Origin of the sequence: Rhodopila sp., assembly GCF_035548095.1 — a bacterium.
GTDB lineage: Bacteria > Pseudomonadota > Alphaproteobacteria > Acetobacterales > Acetobacteraceae > Rhodopila.
This window is the reverse complement of the sequence record NZ_DASZUV010000023.1, coordinates 147,265-173,571: the sequence shown is the minus strand read 5'-3', so window position 1 is coordinate 173,571 and position 26,307 is coordinate 147,265. Positions and strand designations below refer to the sequence as shown.

The 26,307-nt window shown below is 67.4% G+C and carries 23 protein-coding genes; 8 read left to right on the top strand and 15 right to left on the bottom strand.

Annotated elements, in window-relative coordinates:
- Nucleotides 1-108: 108 nt before the first annotated feature.
- Both VHC04_RS17935 and VHC04_RS17930 read right to left on the bottom strand, forming a co-directional pair.
- On the bottom strand, nucleotides 109-1,095 hold the full coding sequence (locus tag VHC04_RS17935) for an LLM class flavin-dependent oxidoreductase (RefSeq protein ID WP_325683806.1): 987 nt from the start codon (nucleotides 1,093-1,095) through the stop codon (nucleotides 109-111).
- 86 nt (nucleotides 1,096-1,181) lie between these two features.
- Complete coding sequence (locus VHC04_RS17930; RefSeq protein ID WP_325683804.1) at nucleotides 1,182-2,042, bottom strand: DUF2272 domain-containing protein; 861 nt, start codon at nucleotides 2,040-2,042, stop codon at nucleotides 1,182-1,184.
- 91 nt (nucleotides 2,043-2,133) lie between these two features.
- Between VHC04_RS17930 and VHC04_RS17925 the strand changes: the two genes are divergently transcribed.
- On the top strand, nucleotides 2,134-3,120 hold the full coding sequence (locus tag VHC04_RS17925) for a serine hydrolase domain-containing protein (protein ID WP_325683802.1): 987 nt from the start codon (nucleotides 2,134-2,136) through the stop codon (nucleotides 3,118-3,120).
- The gene (locus VHC04_RS17920; protein WP_325683800.1) at nucleotides 3,117-3,872 is read left to right on the top strand and encodes a M15 family metallopeptidase; all 756 of its coding nucleotides are present in this window, start codon (nucleotides 3,117-3,119) and stop codon (nucleotides 3,870-3,872) included. The genes VHC04_RS17925 and VHC04_RS17920 overlap by 4 nt, the downstream gene beginning before the upstream one ends.
- Nucleotides 3,873-3,962: 90 nt before the next feature.
- Here the strand turns inward: VHC04_RS17920 and VHC04_RS17915 are convergent, their stop codons facing one another.
- Together VHC04_RS17915 and VHC04_RS17910 are read right to left on the bottom strand one after the other, a co-directional pair.
- Nucleotides 3,963-4,484, bottom strand: coding sequence for a hypothetical protein (locus tag VHC04_RS17915; protein WP_325683799.1), 522 nt, complete (start codon nucleotides 4,482-4,484; stop codon nucleotides 3,963-3,965).
- Nucleotides 4,485-4,509: 25 nt separating this feature from the next.
- On the bottom strand, nucleotides 4,510-4,929 hold the full coding sequence (locus VHC04_RS17910) for a hypothetical protein (RefSeq protein ID WP_325683797.1): 420 nt from the start codon (nucleotides 4,927-4,929) through the stop codon (nucleotides 4,510-4,512).
- A gap of 108 nt (nucleotides 4,930-5,037) precedes the next feature.
- On the opposite strand from VHC04_RS17910, the gene VHC04_RS17905 reads away from it, so the two are divergent.
- Together VHC04_RS17905 and ggt are read left to right on the top strand one after the other, a co-directional pair.
- Entirely contained in the window at nucleotides 5,038-6,711 is a 1,674-nt protein-coding gene (locus VHC04_RS17905) for a GMC family oxidoreductase (RefSeq protein ID WP_325683795.1), read from the top strand.
- Nucleotides 6,708-8,411, top strand: a complete 1,704-nt coding sequence (ggt, locus tag VHC04_RS17900) for a gamma-glutamyltransferase (protein WP_325683791.1) — start codon at nucleotides 6,708-6,710, stop codon at nucleotides 8,409-8,411. The genes VHC04_RS17905 and ggt overlap by 4 nt, the downstream gene beginning before the upstream one ends.
- Before the next feature lie 177 nt (nucleotides 8,412-8,588).
- Here the strand turns inward: ggt and VHC04_RS17895 are convergent, their stop codons facing one another.
- Nucleotides 8,589-9,029, bottom strand: coding sequence for a hypothetical protein (locus VHC04_RS17895; RefSeq protein ID WP_325683789.1), 441 nt, complete (start codon nucleotides 9,027-9,029; stop codon nucleotides 8,589-8,591).
- Between the two features lie 9 nt (nucleotides 9,030-9,038).
- Entirely contained in the window at nucleotides 9,039-10,049 is a 1,011-nt protein-coding gene (locus VHC04_RS17890; RefSeq protein WP_325683787.1) for an LLM class flavin-dependent oxidoreductase, read from the bottom strand.
- A gap of 202 nt (nucleotides 10,050-10,251) precedes the next feature.
- On the opposite strand from VHC04_RS17890, the gene VHC04_RS17885 reads away from it, so the two are divergent.
- On the top strand, nucleotides 10,252-11,097 hold the full coding sequence (locus VHC04_RS17885; protein ID WP_325683785.1) for an AAA family ATPase: 846 nt from the start codon (nucleotides 10,252-10,254) through the stop codon (nucleotides 11,095-11,097).
- On the top strand, nucleotides 11,097-12,275 hold the full coding sequence (locus VHC04_RS17880) for a vWA domain-containing protein (RefSeq protein ID WP_325683783.1): 1,179 nt from the start codon (nucleotides 11,097-11,099) through the stop codon (nucleotides 12,273-12,275). Before VHC04_RS17885 ends, VHC04_RS17880 begins: the two co-directional genes overlap by 1 nt.
- Here VHC04_RS17880 and VHC04_RS17875 read toward each other — a convergent pair.
- Complete coding sequence (locus VHC04_RS17875) at nucleotides 12,265-12,960, bottom strand: substrate-binding domain-containing protein (protein WP_325683782.1); 696 nt, start codon at nucleotides 12,958-12,960, stop codon at nucleotides 12,265-12,267. The two genes, VHC04_RS17880 and VHC04_RS17875, sit on opposite strands and share 11 nt — an antisense overlap.
- Nucleotides 12,961-13,031: 71 nt before the next feature.
- On the opposite strand from VHC04_RS17875, the gene VHC04_RS17870 reads away from it, so the two are divergent.
- Nucleotides 13,032-15,116, top strand: a complete 2,085-nt coding sequence (locus VHC04_RS17870) for a hydantoinase/oxoprolinase family protein (RefSeq protein ID WP_325683780.1) — start codon at nucleotides 13,032-13,034, stop codon at nucleotides 15,114-15,116.
- Here VHC04_RS17870 and VHC04_RS17865 read toward each other — a convergent pair.
- The 6 genes from VHC04_RS17865 to pdhA form a co-directional block, all read right to left on the bottom strand.
- Nucleotides 15,082-16,275: a CaiB/BaiF CoA transferase family protein gene (locus VHC04_RS17865; protein ID WP_325683778.1), complete on the bottom strand. Its 1,194-nt coding sequence runs from the start codon at nucleotides 16,273-16,275 to the stop codon at nucleotides 15,082-15,084. The genes VHC04_RS17870 and VHC04_RS17865 overlap by 35 nt on opposite strands.
- A 65-nt stretch (nucleotides 16,276-16,340) precedes the next feature.
- Nucleotides 16,341-17,741 (bottom strand): dihydrolipoyl dehydrogenase, encoded by a 1,401-nt coding sequence (gene lpdA, locus VHC04_RS17860; protein ID WP_325683776.1) that lies wholly within the window; start codon nucleotides 17,739-17,741, stop codon nucleotides 16,341-16,343.
- Nucleotides 17,734-18,225, bottom strand: coding sequence for a GNAT family N-acetyltransferase (locus VHC04_RS17855; RefSeq protein WP_325683774.1), 492 nt, complete (start codon nucleotides 18,223-18,225; stop codon nucleotides 17,734-17,736). Before VHC04_RS17855 ends, lpdA begins: the two co-directional genes overlap by 8 nt.
- A gap of 59 nt (nucleotides 18,226-18,284) precedes the next feature.
- Nucleotides 18,285-19,649 carry a pyruvate dehydrogenase complex dihydrolipoamide acetyltransferase gene (locus tag VHC04_RS17850; protein ID WP_325683772.1) on the bottom strand — a complete coding sequence of 455 codons (1,365 nt, stop codon included), beginning with the start codon at nucleotides 19,647-19,649 and terminating at the stop codon, nucleotides 18,285-18,287.
- Between the two features lie 15 nt (nucleotides 19,650-19,664).
- The gene (locus tag VHC04_RS17845) at nucleotides 19,665-21,020 is read right to left on the bottom strand and encodes a pyruvate dehydrogenase complex E1 component subunit beta (protein WP_325683770.1); all 1,356 of its coding nucleotides are present in this window, start codon (nucleotides 21,018-21,020) and stop codon (nucleotides 19,665-19,667) included.
- 3 nt (nucleotides 21,021-21,023) lie between these two features.
- On the bottom strand, nucleotides 21,024-22,034 hold the full coding sequence (gene pdhA / locus VHC04_RS17840; protein ID WP_325683768.1) for a pyruvate dehydrogenase (acetyl-transferring) E1 component subunit alpha: 1,011 nt from the start codon (nucleotides 22,032-22,034) through the stop codon (nucleotides 21,024-21,026).
- Between the two features lie 637 nt (nucleotides 22,035-22,671).
- Between pdhA and recQ the strand changes: the two genes are divergently transcribed.
- A complete protein-coding gene (gene recQ / locus VHC04_RS17835; RefSeq protein ID WP_325683765.1) occupies nucleotides 22,672-24,525 on the top strand; it encodes a DNA helicase RecQ in 1,854 nt (617 codons plus the stop codon).
- 129 nt (nucleotides 24,526-24,654) lie between these two features.
- Here the strand turns inward: recQ and VHC04_RS17830 are convergent, their stop codons facing one another.
- Together VHC04_RS17830 and VHC04_RS17825 are read right to left on the bottom strand one after the other, a co-directional pair.
- Complete coding sequence (locus VHC04_RS17830; RefSeq protein ID WP_325683763.1) at nucleotides 24,655-25,488, bottom strand: SAM-dependent methyltransferase; 834 nt, start codon at nucleotides 25,486-25,488, stop codon at nucleotides 24,655-24,657.
- A gap of 309 nt (nucleotides 25,489-25,797) precedes the next feature.
- Nucleotides 25,798-26,298, bottom strand: coding sequence for a cupin domain-containing protein (locus VHC04_RS17825; protein ID WP_325683761.1), 501 nt, complete (start codon nucleotides 26,296-26,298; stop codon nucleotides 25,798-25,800).
- Between the last annotated feature and the right edge of the window lie 9 nt (nucleotides 26,299-26,307).

Sequence of the window (26,307 nt, the reverse complement as noted above, 5' to 3'; positions counted from 1 at the left end):
CACGGTTCTGCCGATCCGCGCCGGCCCGCAACCATCCTGCCATGGCGCCGGTCCGCCAAGGGAGTCGGATACCGGGACGCTTGGGGAAGGACGTAGCGGCGGTCGCCGCTACCCAAAAATCTCCCCCAACCGCCGGATCGACGCCAGCGTCCGCTCCACCGGCAGGCCCGGCCATTGGCAGCGCATGATGAAATGGTTGACGCCCAGCAGTTCCCGGTACCGCGCGATCTCCTCCTTCACCGCCACCTTGTCGCCGATGATGAACTTGTCGCGCGCGAACTCGGTGAACGGGATCTCCGACACGCTGCGCCGGCCCTCCAGCCCCCAGGACGCATAGGCGTCGTATTTGTATTGCAGCGGAACGCGGCATTCCTCATGCGCGGTGGCGTTGTTTTCCCCCACATAGCACTCCACCGTGATCGGGAAGTCGGTCACCGCATCCGTGCGCCCGTACCCCGCCAGCGCGGCGCGGTACGTCTTCATCAGCGGCTCGGTCTTCGACAGCCCGCTGCTGTTGACGATCAGCCAGGCGTCGCCGATCCGGGCGGCGCGGCGGACCGAGACGTCGGCCTGCCCGGCGATATACAGCGGCGGACCGCCGGCGCGGATCGGCTTCACGCTCAGCCCGGCATCCGTCACGCTGTAGAAACGGCCCTTGTGGGTCACCTTGTCCTCGGTCCACAGGCGCTTCATCAGGCCGATGCCCTCATTGAAGCGCGGCGCCCGCTCGGACAGCGGAATGCCGAACGCGTCGAACTCCGGTTCACGGTAGCCAAGGCCCAGGCCCAGCACGTAGTTGCCGCCGGTCAGCACATCCAGCGTGGCGGACTCCTCGGCGACGTGCATCGGGTTCTGCGGCGGCAGGATCAGGATGTTGGGACCGATGGTCATGCCCTGCGCGTGCGCGGCGACATAGGCCATCACCGGCGTGATCGCCAGCATCTGCATTGGCCAGGTCAGCCAGTGATGGGGAAACCACAGCGAGCTGAACCCGGCTTCCCGAGCGGCCTTCACCTGCGTCACCATCTCCGGCACCCGCGCGGCGACATCCGTGCCCTCGGGGAACTGTGTGTTCAGAAACAGGCCGACTTTCATGGATCGATGCCTCCCGTGCATGCTGGCAGGCAGTCTAAGCGGAGATCACGCCGGCTTGAAGCCAACCGCCCGTCGCGGCCGCCCGCCTATTGGTCGTACGCCACCCGGATCACCACGAACCACGGGTAGCGGGTGTCCAGGACCTCCCCATCCGGCGTGGCCAACTTGCCGTCGGGGGTGACCGGCACGTGCTTCATGGTCACGGCATTGGCGACGTTGCCGCCGATCACGCTGATCTGTCCCGGTGCCGTCGCCACGACGATGTCGCAATGGCCTGGAAACGGCCGGGCGGGAAGCTGCTGGTATCGCATCGCCCGCCGCGTGCGGGAACTGCAGATCAGGTCGCCAATCTGTGGTGCATAATCCTCCGGCCTCTCGGCGTAGATGGCCCAGCCCGTGGTGCGGCCAAGCGTCATGTCCGTGGCGGCATTGATATAGACGTAGTGGGAGGGGGCGTAGGGAAACCGCGCGCCGGCGCCGGCCGTGCGCATCACGTAGCTGATGAAGGCGGCGGACCAGGCGTAATAGTCTTCGCGCTGGTCATCGAACTCGCGGCCATACTCGTCATGCATGCCGGTCCAGCCCGCCTCTCGCCGGCTACTGTTCTGCCCCAGCCACCAATATTCGCCGATGCGCTCCCAGTGGCCGGGCTGGCGCGCCGGGTTGTCCAGCGGGCCCGGCGGGATCCGGGTATCGGGGGGATCGTCGAAGACCGGCTTGCCGAAGAGCTGCCATTCCTGCATGGCGACCGCGACGGCTTCGACGCGCCGAAATGGCTCATATGGCTGGCGGGAGAAGGGGGGTTGATGCCCACTCTCTGCATAATAGCCCTGGGGGCTGGCGGGTGTCGTCTGTTCGGCGCCGGGCTCACCCTGATGCGTGCCGCAGGCCGCCAGAAGAAGGATCGGGACAAGGGCGGCGAAGGCGGCAGTCAGGCAGCGCGGCATGGGAACCCGATCGAGCAATTGACGCGCTGGTATGGGGCGCGGACGGCTGTATATCGGTCAATGCCGCAATGTTGCCAGACAGGGCTTGTCCGTGACCGCCGATGATCGCCTGAACGCCGCTTTTGATCCCGTCAGTGAGGCGGTTGCGTCACAGATTCCCGGCGCCGTTCTGGGCGTGGTGACGACGGACGGAGACCGCGCGGTGCGGGCGATCGGTCTGGCGCAGCGGGAGCCGAAGGTGGAGGCGCTGCACCGGGGCACCTGGTTCGACCTGGCGTCGCTGACCAAGGTACTGTTCACCACGCCGGCCATCCTGCGCCTGGTGGAGCAGGGACGGATTGCCCTGGATGACACGCTGGCGGCCGCCATCCCGGATTTGCGGCAATACGACAAGGCCGGCGCGGCGGAGCGGCGGCTGACATTTCGGGGGTGCCTGAGCCATCAGACCCATCTGCCGGCGGTCGAACCGCTATACACCTATGGCCAGGATCCGCTGACGCTGCGCGCCTTCATCCTGCAGCGCGAATGGCGGGCGGGACCGCCGGTCTATTCCGACATTAACTTCATGCTGCTGGGCATCGCCATCGAGCGGCTGACCGGCGTGCCCTTGCTGGAACAGCATGTGCCGGACGGCTTTACCTGGCGTCCCGACCCGGCCGAGACGGCGGCCACCGAACGCTGCACCTGGCGCGGTCGCGTCATGCGCGGAGAGGTGCATGACGAAAACGCCCATGCGCTGGGCGGTGCCGCGGGCCATGCCGGGCTGTTCGGCACGATCGACGGGGTGCTGGACCACGCCCTGGCCTTGCTGCGTGGCGCCACGCCGGAGGTGCGGGTCCGCCAATCGGCCACGCGATGCCTGGGCTGGGAGGCGAAATACGATGGCTGGCCCGGCGGCGACGCGTGCTCCGCTGAAACGATCGGGCACACCGGGTTCACCGGCACCGGCGTCTGGATCGACTTTGCCCGTGGCGTTGCCTGGTCGCTGCTGACCAACCGCGTGCATCCGTCCCGCCACGCGGAAACGGGGATCGTGGCGCTGCGGCGTGCGGTCGGCGACCGTGTGGTCCTGGCATGAGGCGGATTCTGGCTGTCCTGGCCACACTGGCATTCGCTCCCACCGTGCGGGCGGCCTCGGTCCAGGACCTGGTGCGGGCCTATCCCGACAGGTTGGCCGGGTTCGATGGATCGTCGCTGATCTGGCGGGACGGAACCCGGATGCCGGTCGGTGACGGGCAGCCGGACAAGTCCGAGGAAGCAGTGCTCCGCCATGGCTCGATCGAGGACCAGATGCGGGAAACCTATCCGGCGGGTACGCCGGTCGGCACCGTGCCGGTCGGTGATCCGGGACGGGTACGAAACAAGGTCTTCTTCGACAAAATGTATGGCGATTGTCACGCGGGCGAGGTGGCGCCGAAGCTGGTGCATGTGCCCTGGCTGCCGAAGACGCTGGGGAAGACGGTCAGCATCACCTCGGTGAACGGCGTCGACCGCGCGCTGGCTGCCGTGTCGCGGGACCTGGATGACCTGCCCCCCGACTTCGCCCGCTATCTCTGGCCGATCGGCGGCACATACAAGTGTCGTGGCGTCGCGGATACCGGGCAGGCCAGCATGCATGGCTGGGGCGCCGCTATCGATATCAATACAAAATATTCGGACTACTGGCTATGGCGGCGCGGCGCGGGCTATGAGAACCGCATTCCGTCTGAAATCGTCACGATCTTCGAGAGGCACGGCTTCATCTGGGGCGGCCGCTGGTCGCATTTCGATACGATGCACTTCGAATACAGGCCGGAGCTGACGGGCTATATGCCGAAGACCGAGGAATAGAACACTGGTGACGAAAAGCCTTTTCCAAAGCTTTTTCCGCGATGCGTGACCCGGGCGTGACCCGGCGGCTCGCCGGGTCACGATCCTGCCCTACTGGGCTGCCTGCGCGGCTTCCATCGCCTGGTACGGGAAGCGCTTCACCTTGGACATGTTGATGCCCTCGATCCGCAGCAGCCTTGTATCCGTCTTGCGCTCCGGCGAGTGCAGGATGCCCACGTCGTACAGATACGCATCGCCTGGCTTCATGACGTAATCGCGGATGCGCGTGCATTTGCCGGGCGAGCCCTCGGTCGGGCGGGCGATGCATTTCCAGTCGGTCATGATCGTCTCGCCCGAAGCCTGGCCATAGATCGCCCAGGACGGGCCGTGATCGTGCGGCGCGCTGCCCTTCGCGCCGACATAGCCATGCGCCAGGATGGTGAAGCCCAACTCGGGATCCTCATACAGGACCTTCCGTTCCGGCGTCCCCTCGGGGATGTTCGCGGCGACGAAATCCGGATCCGCCAGCGCCTGCTTCACCAGGTCGCGCACCCTCTCCCGGCCCGGCGTGCCCGGCTGCGCCTTCAGCGCGGCGCGGCAATCCGCGGCAAGTTTTTCCAATGTGACGGCCATGGATGGGTCCTTTCTTGATTTATGCTCATCGACGATACGGATAACAGCTCGCACGGTCGAGTGTCAGGCCGAAATGCCTGCCCAGGGCGGCGATCGCCGCCGCGTAATCGGGGTAGGGATCGGCGTTGCCGGGACCGACGATGATGCAGCCGCCGCCACCCTGGCCGCCGGGTGGCAGCATGGCGGTTACCAGCGCCGCGCCATTCTCATCCCGCAAGGTCAGGAACAGCGGCATCGCCCGCTTGATGTAGGCTTCCTTGTTGATGTCCTGCTCGATGAACGTCACCGCCGCCGAGGGCTGGAAGCTCTCCGCCGCCCGTTCCCGTTCCCGCCGGAAATGCTTTTCCACCGCGTGACGCATATCCGCGGACTCGGCCGCGGCCTCGCCCTCGCTCACCAGGCGGAACCAGGTCAGGTTGTCGGGTGCGTCGCAGACATATTCCATTGCGCGTCTCCGCCCTGGCTTGGACTGCTTTCCTGGCCAAGCCTAGTATGAAAGCAGCCGGCGGGCAAACGCCGCCGGACGGAATGAACCGGCATGTGATGAACCGGTGTGACCAAAGGCGGGGACCTGATGCAGGCGGATGGGGATTCGTTCGACTATGTGATCGTCGGCAGCGGCGCCGCCGGATCAGTATTGTGCAGGCGTCTGACCGAGGATCCGGGCACCACCGTCTGCGTCCTGGAATGCGGGCCGCCGGACCGGCATCCGTTCATCCATATCCCGGCCGGCTTCATCAAGATGCTGTTCAATCCCACCTACACCTGGCAGTTCCAGACCGAGCCGGGTGCCGGCATCGGCGGACGCCGCATTCCCACCACGCAAGGACGCACGCTGGGCGGCTCCAGCTCCATCAACGGCATGGTCTACAACCGCGGCCAGCGCGAGGACTTCGACCATTGGGCGCAGCGCGGCAATCGCGGCTGGGGCTATGTCGACATCCTGCCCTATTTCAAGCGCACGGAACGCCGGATCGGCATCGCCGACGACCGGATTCATGGCCGTCACGGCAGCTTGCCGGTTACCGACAATGACTGGATTCATCCGGTGAACGAGGCGTTCATCGCCGGTGCGCAGGAGCTGGGGATTCCGCGCTGCGCTGACTACAACAGCGGCGACGCCCAGGCGGGGGTCGGCTACTTCCAGCGGGCGATCAACCGCGGCTTCCGGCATTCGGCGGCGCGGGTCTTCCTGCACCCCGCCAAGGCCACCGGCCGGCTGGATGTGCGCACCGGCGCTCGGGCCGCGAAGATCCTGTTCGACGGCACGCGCGCGGTGGGCGTCGAATACGTCAACGACCGGGACCGCGGGAGCCGCGCCCGCGTCTTCGCCAAAAAGGAGGTCATCGTCTCCTCCGGTACCGCCAACACGGCGAAGCTGCTGCAGATCTCCGGCGTCGGCCCGGCCTGGCTGTTGCGGCAGCTTGGCGTGCCGGTCCTCGCCGACCTGCCGGTGGGGGAGAATTTCCGCGACCACTATTCCACCCGTATCGTCGCGCGCGTTAAAAATATCAAAACGATCAATGAGATGTCGCACGGCATCGGCCTGGCCGGCCAGATCGCCCGCTGGATGGCCGGCAAGCCGAACATCCTGGCCCTGTGCCCCAGCATCGTGCACTGGTTCTGGCGGACCGAGGACACGATGCGTCAGCCGGACCTGCAAGGCGTGTTCAGCCCGGCCAGCTACAAGCAGGGCTTTGTCGGCCTGCTGGACGACTATCCCGGCATGACATGCGGCGTCTGGCAGCACCGGCCGGAGAGCATCGGCCATGTGCGCGCCCGCTCGACCGACCCGTTTGAGGATCCGGTCATCCAGCCGAACTACCTGACCGACCCGATGGACCAGCGCGTGCTGGTGAAGGGCATGCGGCTGGCGCGGAGCCTGCTGCACACCAGGGCGCTGGAACGGTTCTTCGACCGCGATGAGTTGCCCGCGCGGGACGTCCGCTCCGACGACGAATGGCTGGACTACGCGCGGCGGTTCGGGTCCACCGCCTATCACCTGATCGGCACCGCGCGGATGGGGCCGGCAACCGACAAGACCGCGGTGGTGGACGATACGCTGCGTGTGCACGGGCTGCGGGGGCTGCGCGTCGTGGATGCCTCCATCATGCCGAACATGCCCTCGGCGAACACCTACAGCGCGACGATGATGATCGCCGAGAAGGCGTCCGACATGATCCGCGGCCGAGCGCCGCCGGAACCGGTGGAAGGGATCGCGGCATGAGCGCGGATACGTCCTGGCGCGCGCGCTCGCCCAGCGCCTTCACCTGCGAAAAGCACCCCGCCACCGGACGGCGCGGCATGGTGATCACCAACCACCCGCTGGCCTCGGCGGCGGGGGCCGAGATGCTGGCGGCCGGCGGCAACGCCGTCGACGCGGCGGTGGCGGCGCTGTTCGCGCTGACGGTGGTGGAGCCGATGATGGTCGGCATCCTGGGCGGCGGCATGGCGCATATCCGCCTGGCCGATGGCACCCATACCGTGATCGACGGCCAGAGCACGGCGCCCGCCGCGACCGGCCCGACGACCTACACCCCCGACCCGACCGCCCCGCCGGGCGTGATGGACACGGTCGGCCGCAGGAACGCCGTCGGTCCGACCGCTGTCGCCGTGCCCGGCAACCTGATGGGCTGGTGCGAGGCGCTGGACCGGTTCGGCACCTTCTCCCGCGCCGACGTGATGGAGCCGGCGATCCGCCATGCCTCCCGCGGGTTCCGGGTGACGCCGTATCTGCATGAATGCGTCTCCGACTGCGCCGCCGACATGGCGCGCGATGCCGCGATCGCGAAGCTCTACCTGCCCGGGGGCGCACCGATTGCGGCTGGCGCGCGCCTGGTGACCGGCGAGTACGCCGAGACGTTGCGCAGCGTCGCCCGGGACGGCCCGGCGCTGCTTTACACCGGTTCGCTCGGCCGGCTTTACGCGGATCACATGGAACGGACCGGCGGCTACATCACCCGGGCCGACCTGTCGGGCTACCGCACGGTGACGCGGGAGCCGGTGCGCGGCACCTATCGCGGGCATGAGATCGTCGGACCGCCGCCGCCGACTTCCGGCCCGCTGCATATCATCCAGATGCTGAACATTCTGGAAGGGTTCGATATCGGCGGCCTGGGATTCGGCACCGTGGAGACGGTGCACCTGCTGGCCGAGGTGCTGAAGATCGCGTTTGCCGACCGGGCCGCGGCCACGGCCGATCCTGCCTTCATAAAAGTGCCGGTGGAGGCGCTGCTGTCGAAGGATTATGCGGCGCGGCGGCGGGCCGCGATCGATCCGTCGCGCGCCCAGGCCTGGTCCGCGGAAGTGGCGCCCGAGGGCTCTGCCTATACCACCCACATCACCGTTGCCGACGCCTACGGAAACGTCGTCGCCAGCACACAGACCATCAACAGCCTGTTCGGTGCCCGCTACATGGTGCCCGGCACCGGCATGATCCCGAACAACTACATGTTCGTGTTCGATCCCCGGCCGGGCAAGGCGTCGTCGGTCCAGCCCGGCAAGCGCGTGACCTCTTCCATGGCGCCGGTCATCGTGCTGAGGGACGCCAAGCCGGTCTACGCGCTGGGCCTGCCGGGCGGGCTGCGCATCTTCCCGTCCGTGATGCAGGCACTGTCCAACCTGATCGACCACGGCATGTCGGTGCAGGAGGCGGTGGAGGCCCCGCGCGTCTGGACCCAGGGCTACGGGCTGGAACTGGAAGGCGGCATTGCGGAAGACGTGGCCGCCGGCCTGGCGGCGATGGGCCATGACGTGCTGCGCGTCGGCAATGTCGCGGGCGGCATGAGCGCGCTTCGCTTCCATCCGGATGGCACGATGGAAGGCGCGTCCTGCTGGCGGGCCGATGGCACGCCGGTGGCGCTGGGCGGCGGCCTGGCCCGCGCCGGGGTGCGGTTCCGGCCGGAGGCGGTCCGCGGGCAGCGGTAGAGCGTGATGGCGGCATCGTTTGGCGGCGGCGTCCCGTGGCGGGGCAATCCCGTGGCGGCGTCCCCCGGCGGCGTCCCCCCTGGCGGCGTCCCCCCTGGCGGCGTCCGGCGTTGTCGTGGGCGCCCGCGGTGCCTGCTCAAGCCGAACGGCGCCCCGGTCCCGTAACGATAGCCGCGCTCACGCCCTTGCGTTCAGGCCCTGGGGCGTCCCAACCGCTCGATCCCCCACCGGCCCGTACTCCGCCAGTTCCGGCCGCATCGCCTCGATCACGAAATCCACGAAGGCGTCCGGCGCATCCAGGAAGAACTCCCGATCGGAGTAGCTGCCGACCGAGGCATCCATCCCATGCGCCCGCGCCCAGGCGGCCAGCGCCTCCAGGTCCGCCCGCGGCGTCTCACTGAGGAAGGAGACCTGCGACCGCCGCTTGTCGCCATCGCGGCTGGTCGTGTCACTCAGGCTGAGTTGCAGGTCGATGGTGGCGCCGGGCTGGCGCAGCCAGATCGATCGTTCGGTCCGCCGCAATTCCACGAATCGCAGCCTGTCCTTCAGCAGGGCGACGACGGTCTCGAAGTAGCGGCGATCGACCCGGTTGGCGACGTGGTTGAACCGCATCGTCACGGCCGCGCCTCAATGCCGGATTCGCGGCGCGATGTCCCGCATGAACAGTTTCAGGGCGCGCGTGGAAAAATCCGCCGGCATCGGCCCGGTGCGGAAGCGGACGATCACGCCGCCGATCCCGGTTTTCGCCAGGCTGGTGAAATCGTCCATCATGCTGTCGGGCGATCCGCACAGCACCGGCAGGCGGCCCGATGCGTTGGCCTTCGCCACCTGCGCCTCGAACGCGGAGCTTTGGGCCGCGCGGTAAGTCTGCATCTGCTGGAAATAGGGCAGGCCGACATCCCGTGCCTCGGCGTCGGTCGGTGCCAGCACGACGGTGCGCGCCACCCAGCACTGGCTGATCGCCTCATCGATCGCGTCGTCGTGCAACCCGGCCTCGCGCGCGGCATTTCGATAGATCTGGATGTTGCGCGCCGCGCCGGGAGCGGTTGCCGCCGCCATCAGCACCGGCCGGCCCAGCCGAGCCTGCGCGGCCAGGGACGCCTCGGAGGCGACGCTGCGCAGGGTTTGCGGATACGGCTTGGTGTATGGCCGTGGCCGCAGCATCGGAATCTCGAAATTCCAGTATTTGCCGGCATGCGCGACCTTCTCCTGGGTCCAGCATTTCAGCAGGATGTCCTCGATCTCCTCGAACCGCTCCTGCGCGGTGTCGGGATCGATCTGGTAGCCAGCATATTCGTGCAGATTGACCAGGCTGCCGCGCCCCAGTCCGACGATCAGCCGTCCCTTGCTGAGATTGTCGATCAGCGCGATCTGCTCCGCCATGCGCAGCGGGTGATACAATGAGGTCTGCAGCACCGCGAAGCCGATCTTGATCCGGCTGGTCGCCATGGCCATGGCGGCGGCGAAGGTGGGCGGGTCGACATAGGCGCAATTGCCGTCAAAATGGTGCTCGACCAGGAAGACCGCGTCCATGCCCTCGGCCTCGGCCAGCCGGGCCTCCTGCACCGCTTCGTCGATGACCTGAGCGTCCGCCGACGGGTAGCGGGATTCGTGAAACAGAAAAAGGCCGACCCTCATCCAATGCTCCTGAGGCTGTGTCTACGGCATTCAATGCAAACAGGATGCCGCGCGCGATATACACTTGTATATCGCAACCCGCTTTCTGGCCATCCCGGCGGAACTTTCCGCATCCGGCCGCGCCGGCCGCCGCTGATGGTGGTGCTTGCCCTTCCGCGCCAATCCCCCGACAATCGGCCGATCAGCGGAAGGACCCGACAGCGTGGCTGCATTCAAGAGCACCGAGAAATATATCGCGACCCGCGACCTGGAAGTGGCGGTCAACGCCGCCGTGACGCTGCAGCGCCCGCTGCTGGTGAAGGGCGAACCGGGCACCGGCAAGACCGTCCTGGCGCATGAGGTCGCCGCCGCGCTGAACAAGCCGCTGATCGAGTGGCACGTGAAATCCACCACGAAGGCCCAGCAGGGCCTGTACGAATACGACGCCGTTTCCCGCCTGCGTGACGGCCAGCTTGGCGATCCCCGCGTGCACGATATCGGCAACTATATCGTTCGCGGCAAGCTGTGGGACGCGTTCGAGGCCGATGAACAGTCCGTCGTGCTGATCGATGAGGTCGACAAGGCCGATATCGAGTTCCCGAACGACCTGCTGCTGGAACTCGACCGGATGCAGTTCTTCGTCTATGAGACGCGTCAGACGGTGAAGGCTCGGCAGCGCCCGATCGTCATCATCACCTCCAACAACGAGAAGGAACTGCCGGACGCGTTCCTGCGCCGCTGCTTCTTCCACTATATCCGCTTCCCGGACCGTGAGACGATGGAGCGGATCGTCCAGGCGCACTACCCGGACATCCGCAAGGATCTCGCGCGGGAGGCGCTGAATGTCTTCTTCCAGGTGCGCGATGTGCCGGGCCTGAAGAAGAAGCCCGCGACGTCGGAATTGCTGGACTGGCTGAAGCTGCTGATGGTGGAGGACATGCCGGTCGAAGCCCTGCGCAGCAATGAGAAGCAGACGATCATTCCGCCGCTGTACGGCGCCCTGCTGAAGAATGAGCAGGATGTGCACCTGTTCGAGCGGCTGGCCTTCCTGTCCCGCCGGGGTGCCTGATGTTCGCGCATCTCGTCCTCGGCCTCCGCTCCGCCGGGCTGCCGGCCTCGATCACCGAGTGGCTCACGCTGATGGCGGCGATGAAGGAGGGCGTGGCCGGATACAGCATCGACGACTTCTACTACCTGGCGCGCGCCACGCTGGTGAAGGATGAGCGGCACCTGGACAAGTTCGACCGGGTGTTCGCCCAGTGCTTCAAAGGGATCGAGCCGCCCGAGGGCGTGAATGTCGAGGCATTGCCCGAGGAATGGCTGCGCAAGCTGGCGGAGAAGCTGCTGACGCCGGAGGAGATGGAGAAGATCCAGGCGCTGGGCGGGCTGGACGCGCTGATGCAGCGGTTGAAGGCGTTGCTGGCGGAACAGAAGGGCCGGCACCAGGGCGGATCGAAATGGATCGGCACCGCCGGCACCTCACCCTTCGGCGCCTATGGCTATAATCCGGAAGGCGTGCGCATCGGCCAGGACGAGTCCCGCCACCGCCGCGCGGTGAAGGTGTGGGACAAGCGTGAATACAAGGACCTGGACGATACCGTGGAGCTGGGCACGCGCGGCATGAAGCTGGCGTTGCGCAGGCTGCGTCGCTTCGCCCGGCAGGGTGCGGCCACGGAGCTGGATATTCACGACACGATCCAGTCCACCGCCAACAATGCCGGCCATCTTGAACTGAAGATGGTGCCGGAACGGCATAACGCGGTGAAGGTGCTGCTGCTGCTGGATGTCGGCGGGTCGATGGACGACCACATCAAGCTGACCGAAGAATTGTTTTCCGCCGCGCGCAGCGAGTTCAAGCACCTGGAATATTATTACTTCCACAATTTTGTTTACGAAAAGGTCTGGAAGAACAACCGCCGCCGGCATGAGCAGGTGATCCCGACCTGGCAGATGCTGCGCACCTACGGTCCCGACTACAAGCTGATCCTCGTCGGCGACGCCGCCATGAGCCCGTATGAGATCACCATGCAGGGCGGGTCGGTCGAGCACTACAATGACGAGGCCGGGGTGGTGTGGCTGGAACGGCTGGTCGGGCATTTCCGCCGCTCCGCCTGGCTGAACCCGACGCCGCGGCAAAGCTGGGGCCATGTTCGTTCGATCACCATGGTGAACGACCTGATGGAGGGACGGATGTATCCGCTGACCGTCCACGGCATCGACGACATGACACGGGAACTTAGCCGTTAGCGGGATTGCCGGCCGGTTCCAGCCCCGATGCGCGCAGCGCGGCCGCCGCCTTGGGCCCGGCCAGGAAACGCAGCAGCGCCGCCGCCTCCGGGCGGTCCGTCAGCAGCCCGGCCGAGAACGTGGCGACGGTCTGCACCTCCCGCGGCAGTGGCCCGATCACCTCGATCCCCGGCACGACCATCAGCTCGCTGACCTGCTGCACGGCGAGGTCCGCCTCGCCGCTGACCAGCCGTTCGGCGGTGAAGCCGGACGGGACCACCAGCGCCCTGGCGTTGACCGCGTCGGCAATGCCAAGGCGTTGCAGCAGCGCCGCGAAATACAGCCCGCTGGCGCCGATCCGCGAATACGCCACGCAACGCGCCGCCAGCAGGCTGTCCGTCAGCTCGGCGACCGACCGTATCGGCGGCCTCGGCGCGCCGGCCTTCACCGCCAGCCCGACGAAGGACAGGGCGACGTCCATACGGCTGCCAGGACGCAGGACGCCCTCCGCGATCAGCTCCTCGACGCCCTGCGCCGTCAGGATCGCGGCATCGGCGGTTTCTCCGGCCCGCAACCGCTCCAGCAGCGCCACGGTGGGCGAGAAATCGGCCTGGATCGCCGCCCCGGTCTCGGCCTCGAACCGCCGCGCCAGGTCGCGCATCGCGCCCATCACGGCCAGGGTGGATAACAGCTTGATCGCGCTCATGATGCCTCATATACGGACAGGGCCGTGCCTACCAGCCTGTCTGGCGCCGCGCCGCTGACGAGGAGTCCGCATTGACGACTGGCCCTGAGACCATTCGCCTCGCCATCGACATCGGCGGCACCTTCACCGATCTGGCGCTGGAGCAGGGCAGCAAGCGCACCACGGCAAAGGTCCTGACGACGCCGGACGCGCCGGAACGTGGCGTGATGCAAGGGCTGCACGTGATCACCCGGACGGCCGGGGTCGCGCCGGGCGACATCGCGCTGATCATCCACGGCACCACCCTGGCGACAAACGCGATCATCGAGCGCAAGGGCGCGCGCACCGCGCTGATCACGACCGAGGGTTTCCGTGACGTCATCGCGATGGGCAATGAAAGCCGTTACGATCAATACGACCTGAACATTGTGCTGCCGGAACCGTTGGTGCCGCGCCATCTGCGCCTGCCGGTGCCGGAACGGCTGGACAATACCGGCAAGGTGCTGCGTCCGCTGGATGAGGACGCGGTGCGCGCGCTGGTGCCGGTGCTGAAGAAGGAAGCGGTGGAGGCGATCGCGATCGGCCTGCTGCACGCCTTCGTCAATCCGGTGCATGAGCAGCGGATTGCCGCGATCCTGGCCGCCGAGCTGCCGGACGTGCCGATCTCCCTGTCCTCCGACGTGTCGCCCGAGATGCGGGAGTGGGAGCGGTTTTCCACCACCGTCGCCAATGCCTATGTGCAGCCGATGATGGCGCGCTATCTGCGGCGGCTGGAAGCCGATCTGCACGCGGCGGGTGCCACGGCGCCGCTGTTCCTGATGATGTCCGGCGGCGGGCTGACGACGATCGATACCGCCTGCCGCTTTCCGATCCGGCTGGTGGAAAGCGGTCCCGCGGGTGGCGCCATCTTCTCGGCTCATATCGCGCGGGAATGCAGCCTGGACACCGTGCTGTCCTTCGACATGGGCGGCACCACGGCAAAAATCTGCCTGATCGACGACTTCAAGCCGCAGACCGCCCGCACGTTCGAGGTCGCGCGTGTCGGCCGTTTCCGCAAGGGATCGGGGCTGCCGCTGCGCATTCCGGTGATCGAGATGGTGGAGATCGGGGCCGGCGGCGGCTCATTGGCGCATGTCGACACGATGGGCCGTATCGCGGTCGGCCCGGAGAGCGCCGGGGCGTTTCCTGGCCCGGCCTGCTACGGCCGCGGCGGCACGCATCCGGCGGTGACGGACGCCAACCTGGCGCTGGGGCGCTATGACCCGGCGCGCTTCGCCGGCGGCTCCATCCGGCTGGACGTGGCGGCGGCGCACCAGACGTTACGCCGGGAGGTGGGGGCGTCCCTGAACCTGACCGCCGAGATGGCGGCGCTGGGCGTGGTTGAGATGGTCGATGAGAACATGTCGAATGCCGCGCGCGTGCACGCTATCGAATCCGGGAAGACGTATGAGGGCCGCACCCTGATCGCTTTCGGCGGCGGCGGACCGGTGCATGCCTGCCGGGTGGCCGAGAAGGTCGGGATCACGCGCGTGCTGGTGCCCTCAGGCGCGGGCGTCGGCAGCGCCATCGGGTTCCTGCGCGCGCCGGTCGGCTATGAGGTCGTGCGCAGCCTGTATCAGCGGTTTTCCACCTTCGACGTGATGGCGGTGAACAACCTGCTGGACGATATGCGGCTGGAGGCCGAGGCCGCCGTCGCCAAGGGCAGCTTCGGCGCCGCCACGGTGGAAACCCGCATCGCGTATATGCGCTATGTCGGGCAAGGGCACGAAATCCCCGTTCCGCTGCCGAACCGGCCGCTGGGCGAGGAGGACATCGCCGCGATCCGCGCCGCCTATGACATTGAATACGCCCGCTTCTTCGACCGCCCGGTCCCCGGATCGGATGTCGAGATTCTCAGCTACGCGGTCGTGGTCGCCACCGCTGCGCCGGACCTGCCCGACCATCCGCGGAATGAGTCGCTGTTCACGGCGGAAGCAACGCCGGTTCGCACCCAGCAGGTTCGCGATACGGCGACGGGCGCCGTGTCGGATTGGGCCGTGTACGACCGTTCCGTCCTGGCGTCGAACGCGGTGATCGCGGGACCGGCGATCGTCGCCGAGGATGAGACCTCCACGCTGATCGGCCCCGGCTGGCGCGCGGTGGTCAACGGCCTTGGTTACCTGGAACTGACCCGGTGATCGACTCCGCCTCGGGTTCCGAATAACCCAGCTCCGCCAGCACCGCATGGGTGTGTTCGCCCAGTGCCGCGCCGCCATGACGGATCGTCGCCGGCGTGGCGGAGAAGCGGGCCGCCGGCCGCGCCTGGCGCAATCGCCCGGCATGCGGGTGGTCCGTCTCGACGATGATGCCGTTGGCGACGACCTGCGGGTTGGACAGCATCGCGGTCCTGGTCAGCACCGGCGCGCAGGGCACCCCCTCGACGGTCAGCCGCTCCAGCCATTCCTCCGCCGGACGCGTCTTCAGGACGGCCTGCGTCATGCTCAGCCGGTCATTGATGTGGCGCTGGCGCAAGGCCGGGGTGAGGAAACGCGGGTCCCGCGACCAGTCGGGCTGGTCCAGCGCACGGGTCAGCGCCTGCCATTCCTTGTCGGTCTGCACCGCGACGCTGATCGCGGTGCTCGCGGTTTCATAGATCAGGTCGATGAAGCTGGCGGCTTCCTGCTGCGGGATGTCCTCGCCGACGAAGGTCTGGCTGCCCATGTCGGAGGCCCAAAGGAACGCGATCACCGCGTCCAGCATCGACAGCCGCACATGCTGGCCGCGGCCGGTCCGTTCCCGCGCCAGCAGCGCCGCGGTGATCGCCTGCGCCGCCGAGACGGCGGTCAGCTTGTCCGGCACGATCGTCCGCACCAGGCGCGGCCGTTCCGTATCCGATCCGGCTTGGATGGTCGCGAGGCCCGAGACCGCCTGGATCAGCGGGTCGTAGACGGGCTTCCCCGCATAGGGGCCGGTCTCTCCGAAGCCGCTGATGGACACGTAGATGATCTCCGGCGCCGCCGCGCGCACCGTGTCCTCGCCCAGTCCCATCCGCTCCGCCACGCCCGGCCGGAAATTCTGGATGAACACGTCGGCGGTGGCGATCAGCCGCAGCAGCGCCTGCCTCGCCGCCGGCCGCTTCAGGTCCAGCGCGACCGACCGTTTGTTGCGGTTGTTATTGAGGAAGGAGGCCGAAAATCCCCCGCGCCGGTTGTTGGCGGCCCGGGTGTGGTCACCGCCATCGGGGTTTTCCACCTTGATCACGTCGGCGCCCTGATCGGCCAGGATCATGGTCGCATGGGGGCCGGAGATCATCGAGGTCAGGTCGACGATCCGATAGCCGTGCAGGGGACCGGGCATGGCGTTTCCTTCGGCGGTTCACGCCGCAGGATAGGGGCGCGGCGACGGCCGGCGCAAACCGGCGGTCAGAAGTGGATCGCCCGGCTGTACGCGTCCAGCACCGCCTCGTGCATCGTTTCGCTGATGGTGGGGTGCGGGAATACGGTGTGCATCAGGTCCGCCTCCGTCGTCTCCAGGGTGCGGGCGATGGTGTAGCCCTGGATCATTTCGGTGACCTCGGCACCGACCATGTGCGCACCCAGCAACTCTCCCGTCCTGGCGTCGAATACGGTTTTCACCATGCCTTCCGGCTCGCCCATGGCGATCGCCTTGCCGTTGCCGATGAAGGGGAAGCGGCCGACCTTCACCTCGTGGCCGAGCGCCCTGGCCTTCGCCTCGGTCAGTCCGACCGAGGCGATCTGCGGCCGGCAATAGGTGCAGCCGGGGATGTTGGTGATATCCAGCGGATGCACGTCATTGAGGCCAGCGATGGTCTCGACGCAGATGACGCCTTCATGGCTGGCTTTGTGCGCCAGCCAGGGCGGTCCGGCCAGGTCGCCGATCGCGTAGATGCCGGGCTCGCCGGTGCGGCAATATTCGTCGATCACCACGTGCGTGCGATCGACCTTCACGCCGGTCCCTTCCAGCCCGATGTCTTCGACGTTGCCGACGATGCCGACCGCGGAGATGACACGATCAACCGTCAGGGTCTGGCTCTTGCCGCCGGCCTCCACCGTGACGGTCACGTTGTCGCTGCCCTTCTTCACGTCCTTGATGGCCGCGCCGGTCAGGATCTTCATGCCCTGTTTCTCGAACGCCTTATGGGCGAAGGCGGAGATCTCCTCATCTTCCACCGGCAGGATGCGCGGCAGCACCTCCACCACCGTCACCTGCGCGCCCATGTTCAGGTAGAAGCTGGCGAATTCGATGCCGATCGCGCCCGATCCGACCACCAGCAGCGACTTTGGGAACGCCGGCGGGACCATTGCGTGACGGTAGCTCCAGATCACCTTGCCGTCGGCCTCCAGGCCAGGCAATTGCCGAGCGCGGGCACCGGTGGCGAGGATGATGTGGGGGGCCTTCAGGGTGGCGACCGGCTTGCCATCCTTGGTCACCGCCAGCGTCTGCGGGCCGGCCAGCCTGCCCTCGCCGTCGAGTACCGTGACCTTGTTCTTGCGCAGCAGATGCGCGACGCCGGACGACAATTGCTTGGCCACGGCGCGTGACCGTTTCACCACCTTGTCGATATCGAAACGGGATTCCACCGCGGTGAAGCCGAAATCCGGCAGATGATGCAGCAGATGATTGATCTCGCTGGTGCGCAGCAGTGCCTTTGTCGGAATGCAGCCCCAGTTGAGGCAGATGCCGCCCAGATGCTCGCGCTCCACCACCGCCGTCTTCATCCCGAGCTGGGCCGCTCGGATGGCGGCGACATAGCCGCCGGGGCCGCCGCCCAGGACGATCAGGTCGAATTGCGTGTCAGCCATGGGGTGCTCCTTCCGCGAGCGATGCCAGGGCAGGCCCGCGCAGGCGGCGGGTGTGCCACTCGGTCATCCGTGTCGCACCGAGTTTTTCATAGAAGCCGATGGCGGGCTCATTCCAGTCGAGCACGCGCCATTCGATGATGGTGTAGCCGCGTTCGACCGCCAGCCGGGCGAGGGCGCGCAGCAGGGCGAGGCCGATGCCTTTGCCGCGAAAGACGGGATCGACGAACAGGTCTTCCAGGAACAGGCCGATCTGGCCCCGGAACGTGCCGATGGTGCGGAAATACAGCGCGATCCCGACCGGCGTGCCATCGACCTCGGCCAGCAGCCCGTCGGCGACATGATCGGGATCGAACAGAAGCCGTTGGAAATCCGTTGCGGTGGCGGTGAACTCGTGCAGCAGCTTTTCGTACTCCGCCAGGCCGCGCGCCAGCCGAACGATATGCGGCAGATCGGCGGTGGTGGCGGAACGGATCAGACAGTTCATCGGTGAATCCCCGCGCGGCTCCCGGATCGGCGGATGGCGGAGCGAGGCTCCGCCACGCCCTACAGCATCAGGCTCAACGGATCTTCCAGGATCGCCTTGAATTCCTTCAGCCAGCGCGCGCCCAGGGCGCCGTCGATCACGCGGTGATCGACCGACAATGTGCAGGTCATGACCGTCGCCACCGCCAGCGCCCCGTTCTTCACCACGGGCCGTTTCGCACCCGTGGCGACGGCCAGGATGGCTGCCTGCGGCGGGTTGATGATCGCGGCGAACTCGCTGACGCCGAACATCCCCATGTTGGAGATGGAGAAGCCGCCGCCCTGGAACTCCTCGGGCTTCAGCCTGCCGGCGCGGGCGCGGGCCGCGAGGTCGCGCATTTCCCGGCTGATGGTCAGCAGGCCTTTCTGGTCCGCCTTGCGGATGATCGGCGTGATCAGGCCATCGGGGATGGCGACGGCGACGCTGATGTCGACATCGTCGTAGAAGACCATCCCATCATCGGTCCAGCTTGCATTCACCTCCGGCACGCGGCGCAAGGCGGCGGCGGTGGCCTTAATGACCACGTCGTTGATGGTGATGAAATAGGCGCCGGGCTGGTCCTTCGCCGGCGCGCGCGCGTTCAACTGTTCCTGGATCGCGATCATCGCGTCCAGCTCGATGTCCATCGAGACGTAGAAATGCGGAATGGTCGACTTCGCCTCGGCCAGCCGGCGGGCGATGACCTTCCGCATGGAGCTGTGCGGCACCAGCTTGTGCGGCGCGGTGATGGCGGGCGCCGGCCCCCTGGCGGCGGGCGCGGGTGCCAGCGCCGGAGCGGGCGCCGCGGATGGTGCCGCGGGTGGTGCCGCCCCGGGCGCGCGGGCGGCGGCACCGCCTTTCTGCGCTGCTTCCACGTCGGCGCGCACGATCCGTCCGTTCGGCCCTGTCCCCCTGATCATGCCCAGGTCGATACCCGCCTGTTTCGCCATCCGCCGCGCCAGCGGCGAGGCGAAGACCCGCTCGGAATCATGGCCATTCGCTACCGGGGTGGCCGCCGGCCCTGATGCCGGCCCTGATGCCGGCACTGACACCGGCCCTGGCGCCGGTGACGGGGCGGGAACCGGCGAAGCCGCCGCCGGCGCGGGAGACGGCGCCGCTGCGGGCGCGGGGGAAGCGGCCGGCGCGCCGGCGGGCACCGCCTCGCCGGCTTCCACCAGCACGGCGATCGGCGCATTCACCGCGACATTGGCGGTGCCGTCCGGCACCAGGATCTTCCCCAGGACGCCTTCGTCGACCGCCTCGACTTCCATCGTGGCCTTGTCGGTTTCGATCTCGGCAATGACGTCGCCTGCCTTGATCGGATCGCCTTCCTTCTTCAACCAGCGGGCCAGGGTGCCCTCGGTCATCGTCGGCGACAGCGCCGGCATCAGGATGTTCGTGGCCATGGGATGACGGTTCCCTCAGACGATCTTCTTGACGGCGTCGATAACCCATTCGGGTTGCGGCAACGCCAGCTTTTCCAGGTTCGCGGCATAGGGCAGCGGCACGTCGACACCGTGGACTCGCACCGGCGGCGCGTCCAGCCAATCGAAGGCATTCTCGATGATCTGCATCGCAACCTCGGCACCGATGCCGGCAAAGGGCCAGCCTTCCTCGACGGTGACCAGGCGGTTCGTCTTCTTGACGCTGGCGACGATGGCGGCGGTGTCCAGCGGCCGCAGGCTGCGCAGGTTGATGACCTCGGCGTCGATGCCCTCTTCCGCCAGAGCCTCGGCGGCCTTCATCGCCACGCCGACCATGATGCTGAACGCCACGATGGTGACCCGGCTGCCGGGGCGCTCGATCTTCGCCCGGCCCAGCGGCAGGACGAAATCCTCATCCGTCGGGCAGTCGAAATGCTGGCCGTAGAGGATTTCGTTCTCCAGCACGATCACCGGGTTCGGATCGCGGATCGCCGCGCGCAGCAGCCCCTTGGCATCCGCCGCCGACCAGGGCGCGACGACCTTGAGGCCGGGAACGTGCGCATACCAGCTGGCGTAGCACTGGGAGTGCTGGGCCGCGACGCGGGATGCCGCGCCGTTCGGGCCGCGGAACACGATCGGGCACCCCATCTGTCCACCGGACATGTACAGCGTCTTCGCCGCCGAGTTGATGATCTGGTCCATCGCCTGCATGGCGAAGTTGAAGGTCATGAACTCGACGATTGGCCGCAGCCCGTTCAGCGCCGCGCCGACCGCCATGCCGGTGAAGCCGTGTTCGGTGATCGGCGTGTCGATCACGCGGTTGGCGCCGAACTCCTCCAGCAGGCCCTGGGAGATCTTGTAGGCACCCTGGTACTGGGCGACTTCCTCGCCCAGCAGGAACACGTTCGGGTCGCGCCGCATTTCCAGCGCCATGGCGTCGCGCAGCGCCTCGCGCACGGTGATGGAGGCGGTCGGGCCCCAGTCTTTCTCCGGGGCGGCCTCGACCACGGCGGCCGGCGCTGCAGCCGGCCTCGCCGCGGGAGCTTCGGCGGCCGGCGCCGGCGCCGCTGCGGGGGCGGGTGCCGGGGCAGCGGCGACGCTCACATCCTCGCCGTTCGCGCCCAGCACGGCGATGGGGGTGTTCACGGCCACGCCCTCGGTGCCTTCGGGTACCAGGATCTGAGCCAGCTTGCCCTCATCGACCGCCTCGACTTCCATCGTCGCCTTGTCGGTCTCGATCTCGGCGATCACGTCGCCGGCCTTCACCTCGTCGCCGACATTCTTCAGCCACTTCGCCAGCTTGCCCTCGGTCATGGTGGGCGACAGGGCCGGCATCAAAATCTGAGTCGCCACCGCTCAACCCTCCCGGATGACGTCGGTATAGAGTTCGGCCGGCTCCGGCTCCGGGCTGCTCTGGGCGAAATCGGCGGCGTCCTGCACGATCGCCTTGATCTCATCATCCACGGCCTTGAAGGCTTTTTCCTCCATGCCCAGCGCCTCCAGCTTGTGGCGGGCGCTCTCGATGCAGTCGTGCTGGGTGCGCATCATCTGCACCTCCTCACGCGTGCGATACTTCGCAGGGTCGGACATGGAGTGGCCGCGATACCGGTAGGTCTTCACCTCCAGCAGGTACGGCCCGTTGCCGGCGCGGCAGGCCGCCACCGCTTCCTCGGCGCCGGCCTTCACCGCCAGCACGTCCATCCCGTCCACTTGCTTGCCGGTGATCCCCCAGGGCGCGCCGTTTTTCGACAGGTCATGGCTGGCCGAAGCGCGCTCCACCGACGTGCCCATGCCATATTTGTTGTTCTCGATCACGTAGACCACCGGCAGCTTCATCAGTGCCGCCAGGTTGAAGCTTTCGTAGACCTGGCCCTGGTTCGACGCGCCTTCCCCGAAAAAGGTCAGGCTGACCCGGTCATTGCCGCGATACTTGTTGCTGAACGCCAGGCCGGTGCCCAGACTCACCTGCGCGCCGACGATGCCGTGGCCGCCGAAGAAGTTCTTTTCGCGGCTGAACATGTGCATGGAGCCGCCCTTGCCGTGGGAGTAGCCGCCGGCCCGGCCGGTCAGCTCCGCCATCACGCCGCGAGCTTCCATCCCGCAGGCGAGCATATGGCCATGATCGCGGTAGGAGGTGATGATCTGGTCGCCATCCTCGACCGCCATCCGCATGCCGACGACCACGGCTTCCTGGCCGATATACAGGTGACAGAAGCCGCCGATCAGGCCCATGCCGTAGAGTTGGCCGGCCTTCTCCTCGAAGCGGCGGATCAGCAGCATGGTCTTGTAGGCTTGGAACAGCATGTCGCGGTCGACGGCCGGTTCCTTCGCCTTGCCGCGTTTGCGCGTTTCGGTCGCTACTGCCATGGCGCCACCCTTTGCGTTTGTCCCCGGTCGCCTTTTACGGCAGTCCCGGACGGATTCTCCCCACACCGTGCGCGGCCGAGGCCGTGCCCGTCCGAGAGCGAAGCATGCCGCGCTGTAGCTTGCAAGCCGCCATTCCGGCAAGCGTCGCGGTCTGAAAAAACCCTGCTTGTGCAATGCGATAGTCATATTAACCGAATTATGGTTAAATACTTGACGGAGCGAGGATCGTTGCGACACCAACCGGGCTTGGTTACGGATGTCGGCATTGTCGCGAAAGATTATTGCGATCATGGCCGTCATTCCGCAGCGACATTGCGAACCTGGCGAACGCGCCTCTGCTGCCCCCAAGTCGATCGGGAATCCCGTGGTGGCCCTCGACGGCCGGAGAGGGGCGGCCGGCAGGCGGAGAAGGCGGACGGGCGGCGGACAGGTGGCACACGCGAGCGGGCAGTACAGCGCCTGGCGTCCCGCGCGCGCCAATGCGCCGGTGTCGCCAGGCGCTGTTGCATGATCGTGAAACGCGGATCGCCTTGCCTCGGCGCGGCGCGGTCTGTACCTCGGAAGCCGCGTTTCCGCCCGGCCGGCGAGTCGGCCCCGGCGGCGTCCGTGTCCACCCAGCCCAGGGGCCGCACCCAGGATGTTTGCCGACCTGACGCTGCACGATCCCGCCGAGGTGCTGCGCCAGGTTTTCGGGTTTCCCGGCTTCCGTGGTCAGCAGGAGCCGGCGGTGCGCCACGTGATCGCCGGCGGCGATGCGCTCGTGCTGATGCCGACCGGCGGCGGCAAGAGCATCTGCTACCAGATCCCGGCCCTGGTGCGCCCCGGGACCGCGGTGATCGTATCGCCGCTGATCGCCTTGATGAACGACCAGGTCGCCGCCATGCGGCAGGTCGGTGTCAGCGCTGGCGCGCTGCACTCGGACCTGGATCCGGGGGAAGCCTATGCGGTGACCCGCGACCTGGTCGAGGCGAGGCTGGACCTGCTGTATGTGTCGCCGGAGCGCCTGCTGACCAACGGAACCGCCGACCGGCTGTCGCGTCTGCAGCTCGCGTTGGTCGCGATCGATGAGGCGCATTGCGTCTCCCAATGGGGTCATGAATTCCGGCCTGAATTCCGCGAGCTGGCGCGCCTGCCGGACATGTTTCCCGGCGTGCCGCGGATCGCCCTGACCGCCACCGCCGATGAGCGTACCCGCGCCGATATCCTGACCGCGCTGCGGATGCGGGACGCGGCTGTGTTCCTGTCCAGCTTCCACCGGCCCAACCTGCGCATCGCCGCCGAGGCCAAGGTCGGGGAATCCGCCCAGCTTCTGTCGTTCCTGCAGTCCCATGAGGGCGAGTGTGGGATCGTCTATTGCGGCAGCCGCGCCAAGACCGAGCGGGTCGCCGCCAGGCTGGTGGAGAAGGGCTATCCGGCGCTGCCGTTTCATGCCGGGCTCGACCCCGAGGTCAAGCGGGACTCGCTGCTGCGTTTCCGGTCCGGCGAGCCGCTGGTCGTGGTGGCGACCATCGCCTTCGGCATGGGGATCGACCGTCCCGACGTGCGGTTCGTCGTGCACCTGGACATGCCGGACAGTCCGGAAGCGTACTACCAGCAGATCGGACGCGCGGGACGCGACGGCGAACCGTCCGACACGCTGCTGCTGTTCGGCGGCCAGGACGTCGCCCAGGCTCGGCACTGGCTGGCCCAGTCGTCCGCCCCGGACGAACGCAAGCGGGTGATGCGCGCCAAGCTGGAGGACATGATCGCGCTGACCGAGGCGGTGACCTGCCGGACGCAGTCGCTGCTGACCTGTTTCGGGGAAGCGCTGGAGCAACCCTGCGGCCATTGCGACAATTGCGAGACCCCGCCGGTCACCGCCGATGCGACCACCGAGGCGCAGATGGCATTATCGGCCGTCTACCGGACCGATCAGATTTTCGGCGCGCTGCACGTCATCGCCGTGCTGCGCGGAGAGCGGACCGAGGCGGTTCAGCGGCATGGCCACGACAGGCTGAAAGTATTCGGTCTGGGGGAAAGCCACGGTCCGGCCTATTGGCGCGGCCTCATCCGGCAGTTGATCGCCATGCGGGCGCTGGATGTGGACACCGAGGGCCATGGCGGCCTGTTCCTGGTGGAGGATGTGGCGCGTCCGATCCTGCGTGGCGAACGGCGGGTGATCCTGCGGCAGGACGGGCCTCGGCCGCGGTCCGCCGCCCGGCCGTCGCGCGGCCGTGGCCAGCCCGCGCCGGCGGTATCCGGGCCGGTCGACGCCGAGCTGTATGAAGCGCTGCGCCTCTGGCGCCTGGCCGAGGCGAGGGGGCAGGGGATACCGCCCTATGTCATCTTCCACGACAGCGTGCTGCGCGACATCGCCGCGTTGCGGCCGGCAACGCCGGAAGAACTGGGTCAGATCAAGGGCGTCGGCGCGTCGAAGCTGGAGCGGTACGGCGCGATGGTTCTGGGCGTGCTGTCATCGCATCTCCCCGGGAAGGTCGCGGCGCGGGCGTGAGAAGGATTGCGGGCCGCCACGCGCGGCCGCCGGCCCGTCTCCGTCTTAATGGCGGTTGGCGCCAGTCCGCGACCTGGGGCCAAATGCTGCCTCAGTCTCAGCCCCCTCAGTCTCGGGTCCTGATCGGCGTCAATCGCTGACGAGAAGCGCGTTGATCAACCGCGCCCGCCCATCCCGCATCGCGCGCTGCATGTTCTGCATCTTCTGGCGGAAGAAGGTGCCGACGATGAGGTGGATACCCAGCAGCGGCGGACCCGCCGGCCCGCCGCCAGCAGCGATCCGAGCGCGCTCGGCGGCGATCTCGTCCAAGGCCGCTTCGGTGTTGTCGAGCCAGGTCAGCACCTTGAACCCCGCCGCCTCCAGCAACGACCGGGTCTCCGCCTGCGTGCGCAGGAAGCTGATTTCCGGCCGGTCCGCCCACATCACCGGATAATCCAGTGGCGCGCCGGTTCCGGCGGCGACATCCTGGATGGCCAGCCGGCCGCCGGCCCGCAGCACGCGATGCAGCTCCGCATAGAAGCGCGGGCGGTCGGCGATGTTCATCGCGACATTCTGGGTCCAGGCGCAGTCGAAGGCGCCGTCGCCGAACGGCAGGTCTAGTGCGGAACCGACTCGGAAATCCACCCGGCAGGACAGGCCCGTCCGGGCGGTCAGGTCGGTGGCGGCGGCGACGAAATCCGCGGTCAGGTCGACACCGGTGACGCGGCAGCCATAGACGGCGGCCAGATAGCGTGCCGGGCCGCCAAGTCCGGATCCCACGTCCAGGACGTGGTCCGACGCGGCGGGCGCCAGCATCGCCGCAAGCTCCTCGGTGGCGGCGCGCCGGCGGGAGTGGAATTCGTCCACCGGCGCCAGATCGTCGATCGTCAGCGCCTCGATATCCTTGCCGGCTTCGCGAAGCGCACCCAGCACCCGGTCGAGGATGCCGGCGCTGGCGTAGTGCGTGGCTACATCGTCCGTCATCGGTCCCTCCTGGCCTGGCTCTCGCACCGGGCCGCGCGCCGCCGGCGTGCCCATGCGTCGGTACAGTCCGGCTCTGTCGGCCTTCCGCAAGGAAATCAGGAGTTGCCGCCAGCGACAAGCGGCGGGCGCCGGCGACGATCGAGGTTGAAACGGCCGGCGGCGCGTGACGCATGGCATGGCCGCCCAGCCGAACCAGGAAACGCGGTGGCGGGACCGCCGGATCGTGGGCCGGGTGATCGCCCGGGTCAGGAGGATTTTAGAGCACGACAGGGTCGGGTTGGTCCTGTCATGCTCTATCAACTCTTTGATTCAAGAGTGCGATTCACGCCCTCTCACCATCGGCTTCAGGTGATCGCGGTTCAGGAAGTCCGCCACCGCGGGATTACGCTTCATAGCCGCCAGCTCCTCCTCCGTCGGCAATTGCGGGCGGTCCCGCTGGACATTCACCATGCACAGGAAGCCCATCTTCTCGCCGGCATTGGCCCGGAACTGGTGCCATGTCCAGGCCGGGATGGTCACCAGATCATGCGGCTTCACCGCACGGATTTCATCGCCCAGCAGGCACGCGCCGTGGCCGCGCAGGATCATCACGGCGTGCATGTGCTCGTGTCGCTCCAGCGTCGAATAACCGGCCGCGTCCATCTCGAAATAGCGCAGTTCGCAACCCAGGCTGTCCTCGTGGAACAGCACCTGGCGGGAGATGTCCTTGAACGGAGCCGTACCATCCTGCTTGTACGGCATATGCGCGATGCCGTCCCAACGGAAGTCCTCCAGAGCAGCGCGGAACAGCGACGGCATCTCGATATCCATGAACCCGGT

What these genes read in the sequence shown, in the direction of transcription:
- lpdA (WP_325683776.1), bottom strand. Translation starts at nt 17,741, where the DNA reads ATGGCTGACACGCAATTCGACCTGATCGTCCTGGGCGGCGGCCCCGGC.
- VHC04_RS17825 (WP_325683761.1), bottom strand. Translation starts at nt 26,298, where the DNA reads ATGGATATCGAGATGCCGTCGCTGTTCCGCGCTGCTCTGGAGGACTTC.
- VHC04_RS17935 (WP_325683806.1), bottom strand. Translation starts at nt 1,095, where the DNA reads ATGAAAGTCGGCCTGTTTCTGAACACACAGTTCCCCGAGGGCACGGAT.
- VHC04_RS17855 (WP_325683774.1), bottom strand. Translation starts at nt 18,225, where the DNA reads ATGAACTGTCTGATCCGTTCCGCCACCACCGCCGATCTGCCGCATATC.
- VHC04_RS17915 (WP_325683799.1), bottom strand. Translation starts at nt 4,484, where the DNA reads ATGGCCGTCACATTGGAAAAACTTGCCGCGGATTGCCGCGCCGCGCTG.
- VHC04_RS17875 (WP_325683782.1), bottom strand. Translation starts at nt 12,960, where the DNA reads ATGAGCGCGATCAAGCTGTTATCCACCCTGGCCGTGATGGGCGCGATG.
- recQ (WP_325683765.1), top strand. Translation starts at nt 22,672, where the DNA reads ATGTTTGCCGACCTGACGCTGCACGATCCCGCCGAGGTGCTGCGCCAG.
- VHC04_RS17890 (WP_325683787.1), bottom strand. Translation starts at nt 10,049, where the DNA reads ATGAGGGTCGGCCTTTTTCTGTTTCACGAATCCCGCTACCCGTCGGCG.
- VHC04_RS17865 (WP_325683778.1), bottom strand. Translation starts at nt 16,275, where the DNA reads ATGCCCGGTCCCCTGCACGGCTATCGGATCGTCGACCTGACCTCGATG.
- VHC04_RS17930 (WP_325683804.1), bottom strand. Translation starts at nt 2,042, where the DNA reads ATGCCGCGCTGCCTGACTGCCGCCTTCGCCGCCCTTGTCCCGATCCTT.
- VHC04_RS17830 (WP_325683763.1), bottom strand. Translation starts at nt 25,488, where the DNA reads ATGACGGACGATGTAGCCACGCACTACGCCAGCGCCGGCATCCTCGAC.
- ggt (WP_325683791.1), top strand. Translation starts at nt 6,708, where the DNA reads ATGAGCGCGGATACGTCCTGGCGCGCGCGCTCGCCCAGCGCCTTCACC.
- VHC04_RS17920 (WP_325683800.1), top strand. Translation starts at nt 3,117, where the DNA reads ATGAGGCGGATTCTGGCTGTCCTGGCCACACTGGCATTCGCTCCCACC.
- VHC04_RS17880 (WP_325683783.1), top strand. Translation starts at nt 11,097, where the DNA reads ATGTTCGCGCATCTCGTCCTCGGCCTCCGCTCCGCCGGGCTGCCGGCC.
- VHC04_RS17850 (WP_325683772.1), bottom strand. Translation starts at nt 19,649, where the DNA reads ATGGCCACGAACATCCTGATGCCGGCGCTGTCGCCGACGATGACCGAG.
- pdhA (WP_325683768.1), bottom strand. Translation starts at nt 22,034, where the DNA reads ATGGCAGTAGCGACCGAAACGCGCAAACGCGGCAAGGCGAAGGAACCG.
- VHC04_RS17910 (WP_325683797.1), bottom strand. Translation starts at nt 4,929, where the DNA reads ATGGAATATGTCTGCGACGCACCCGACAACCTGACCTGGTTCCGCCTG.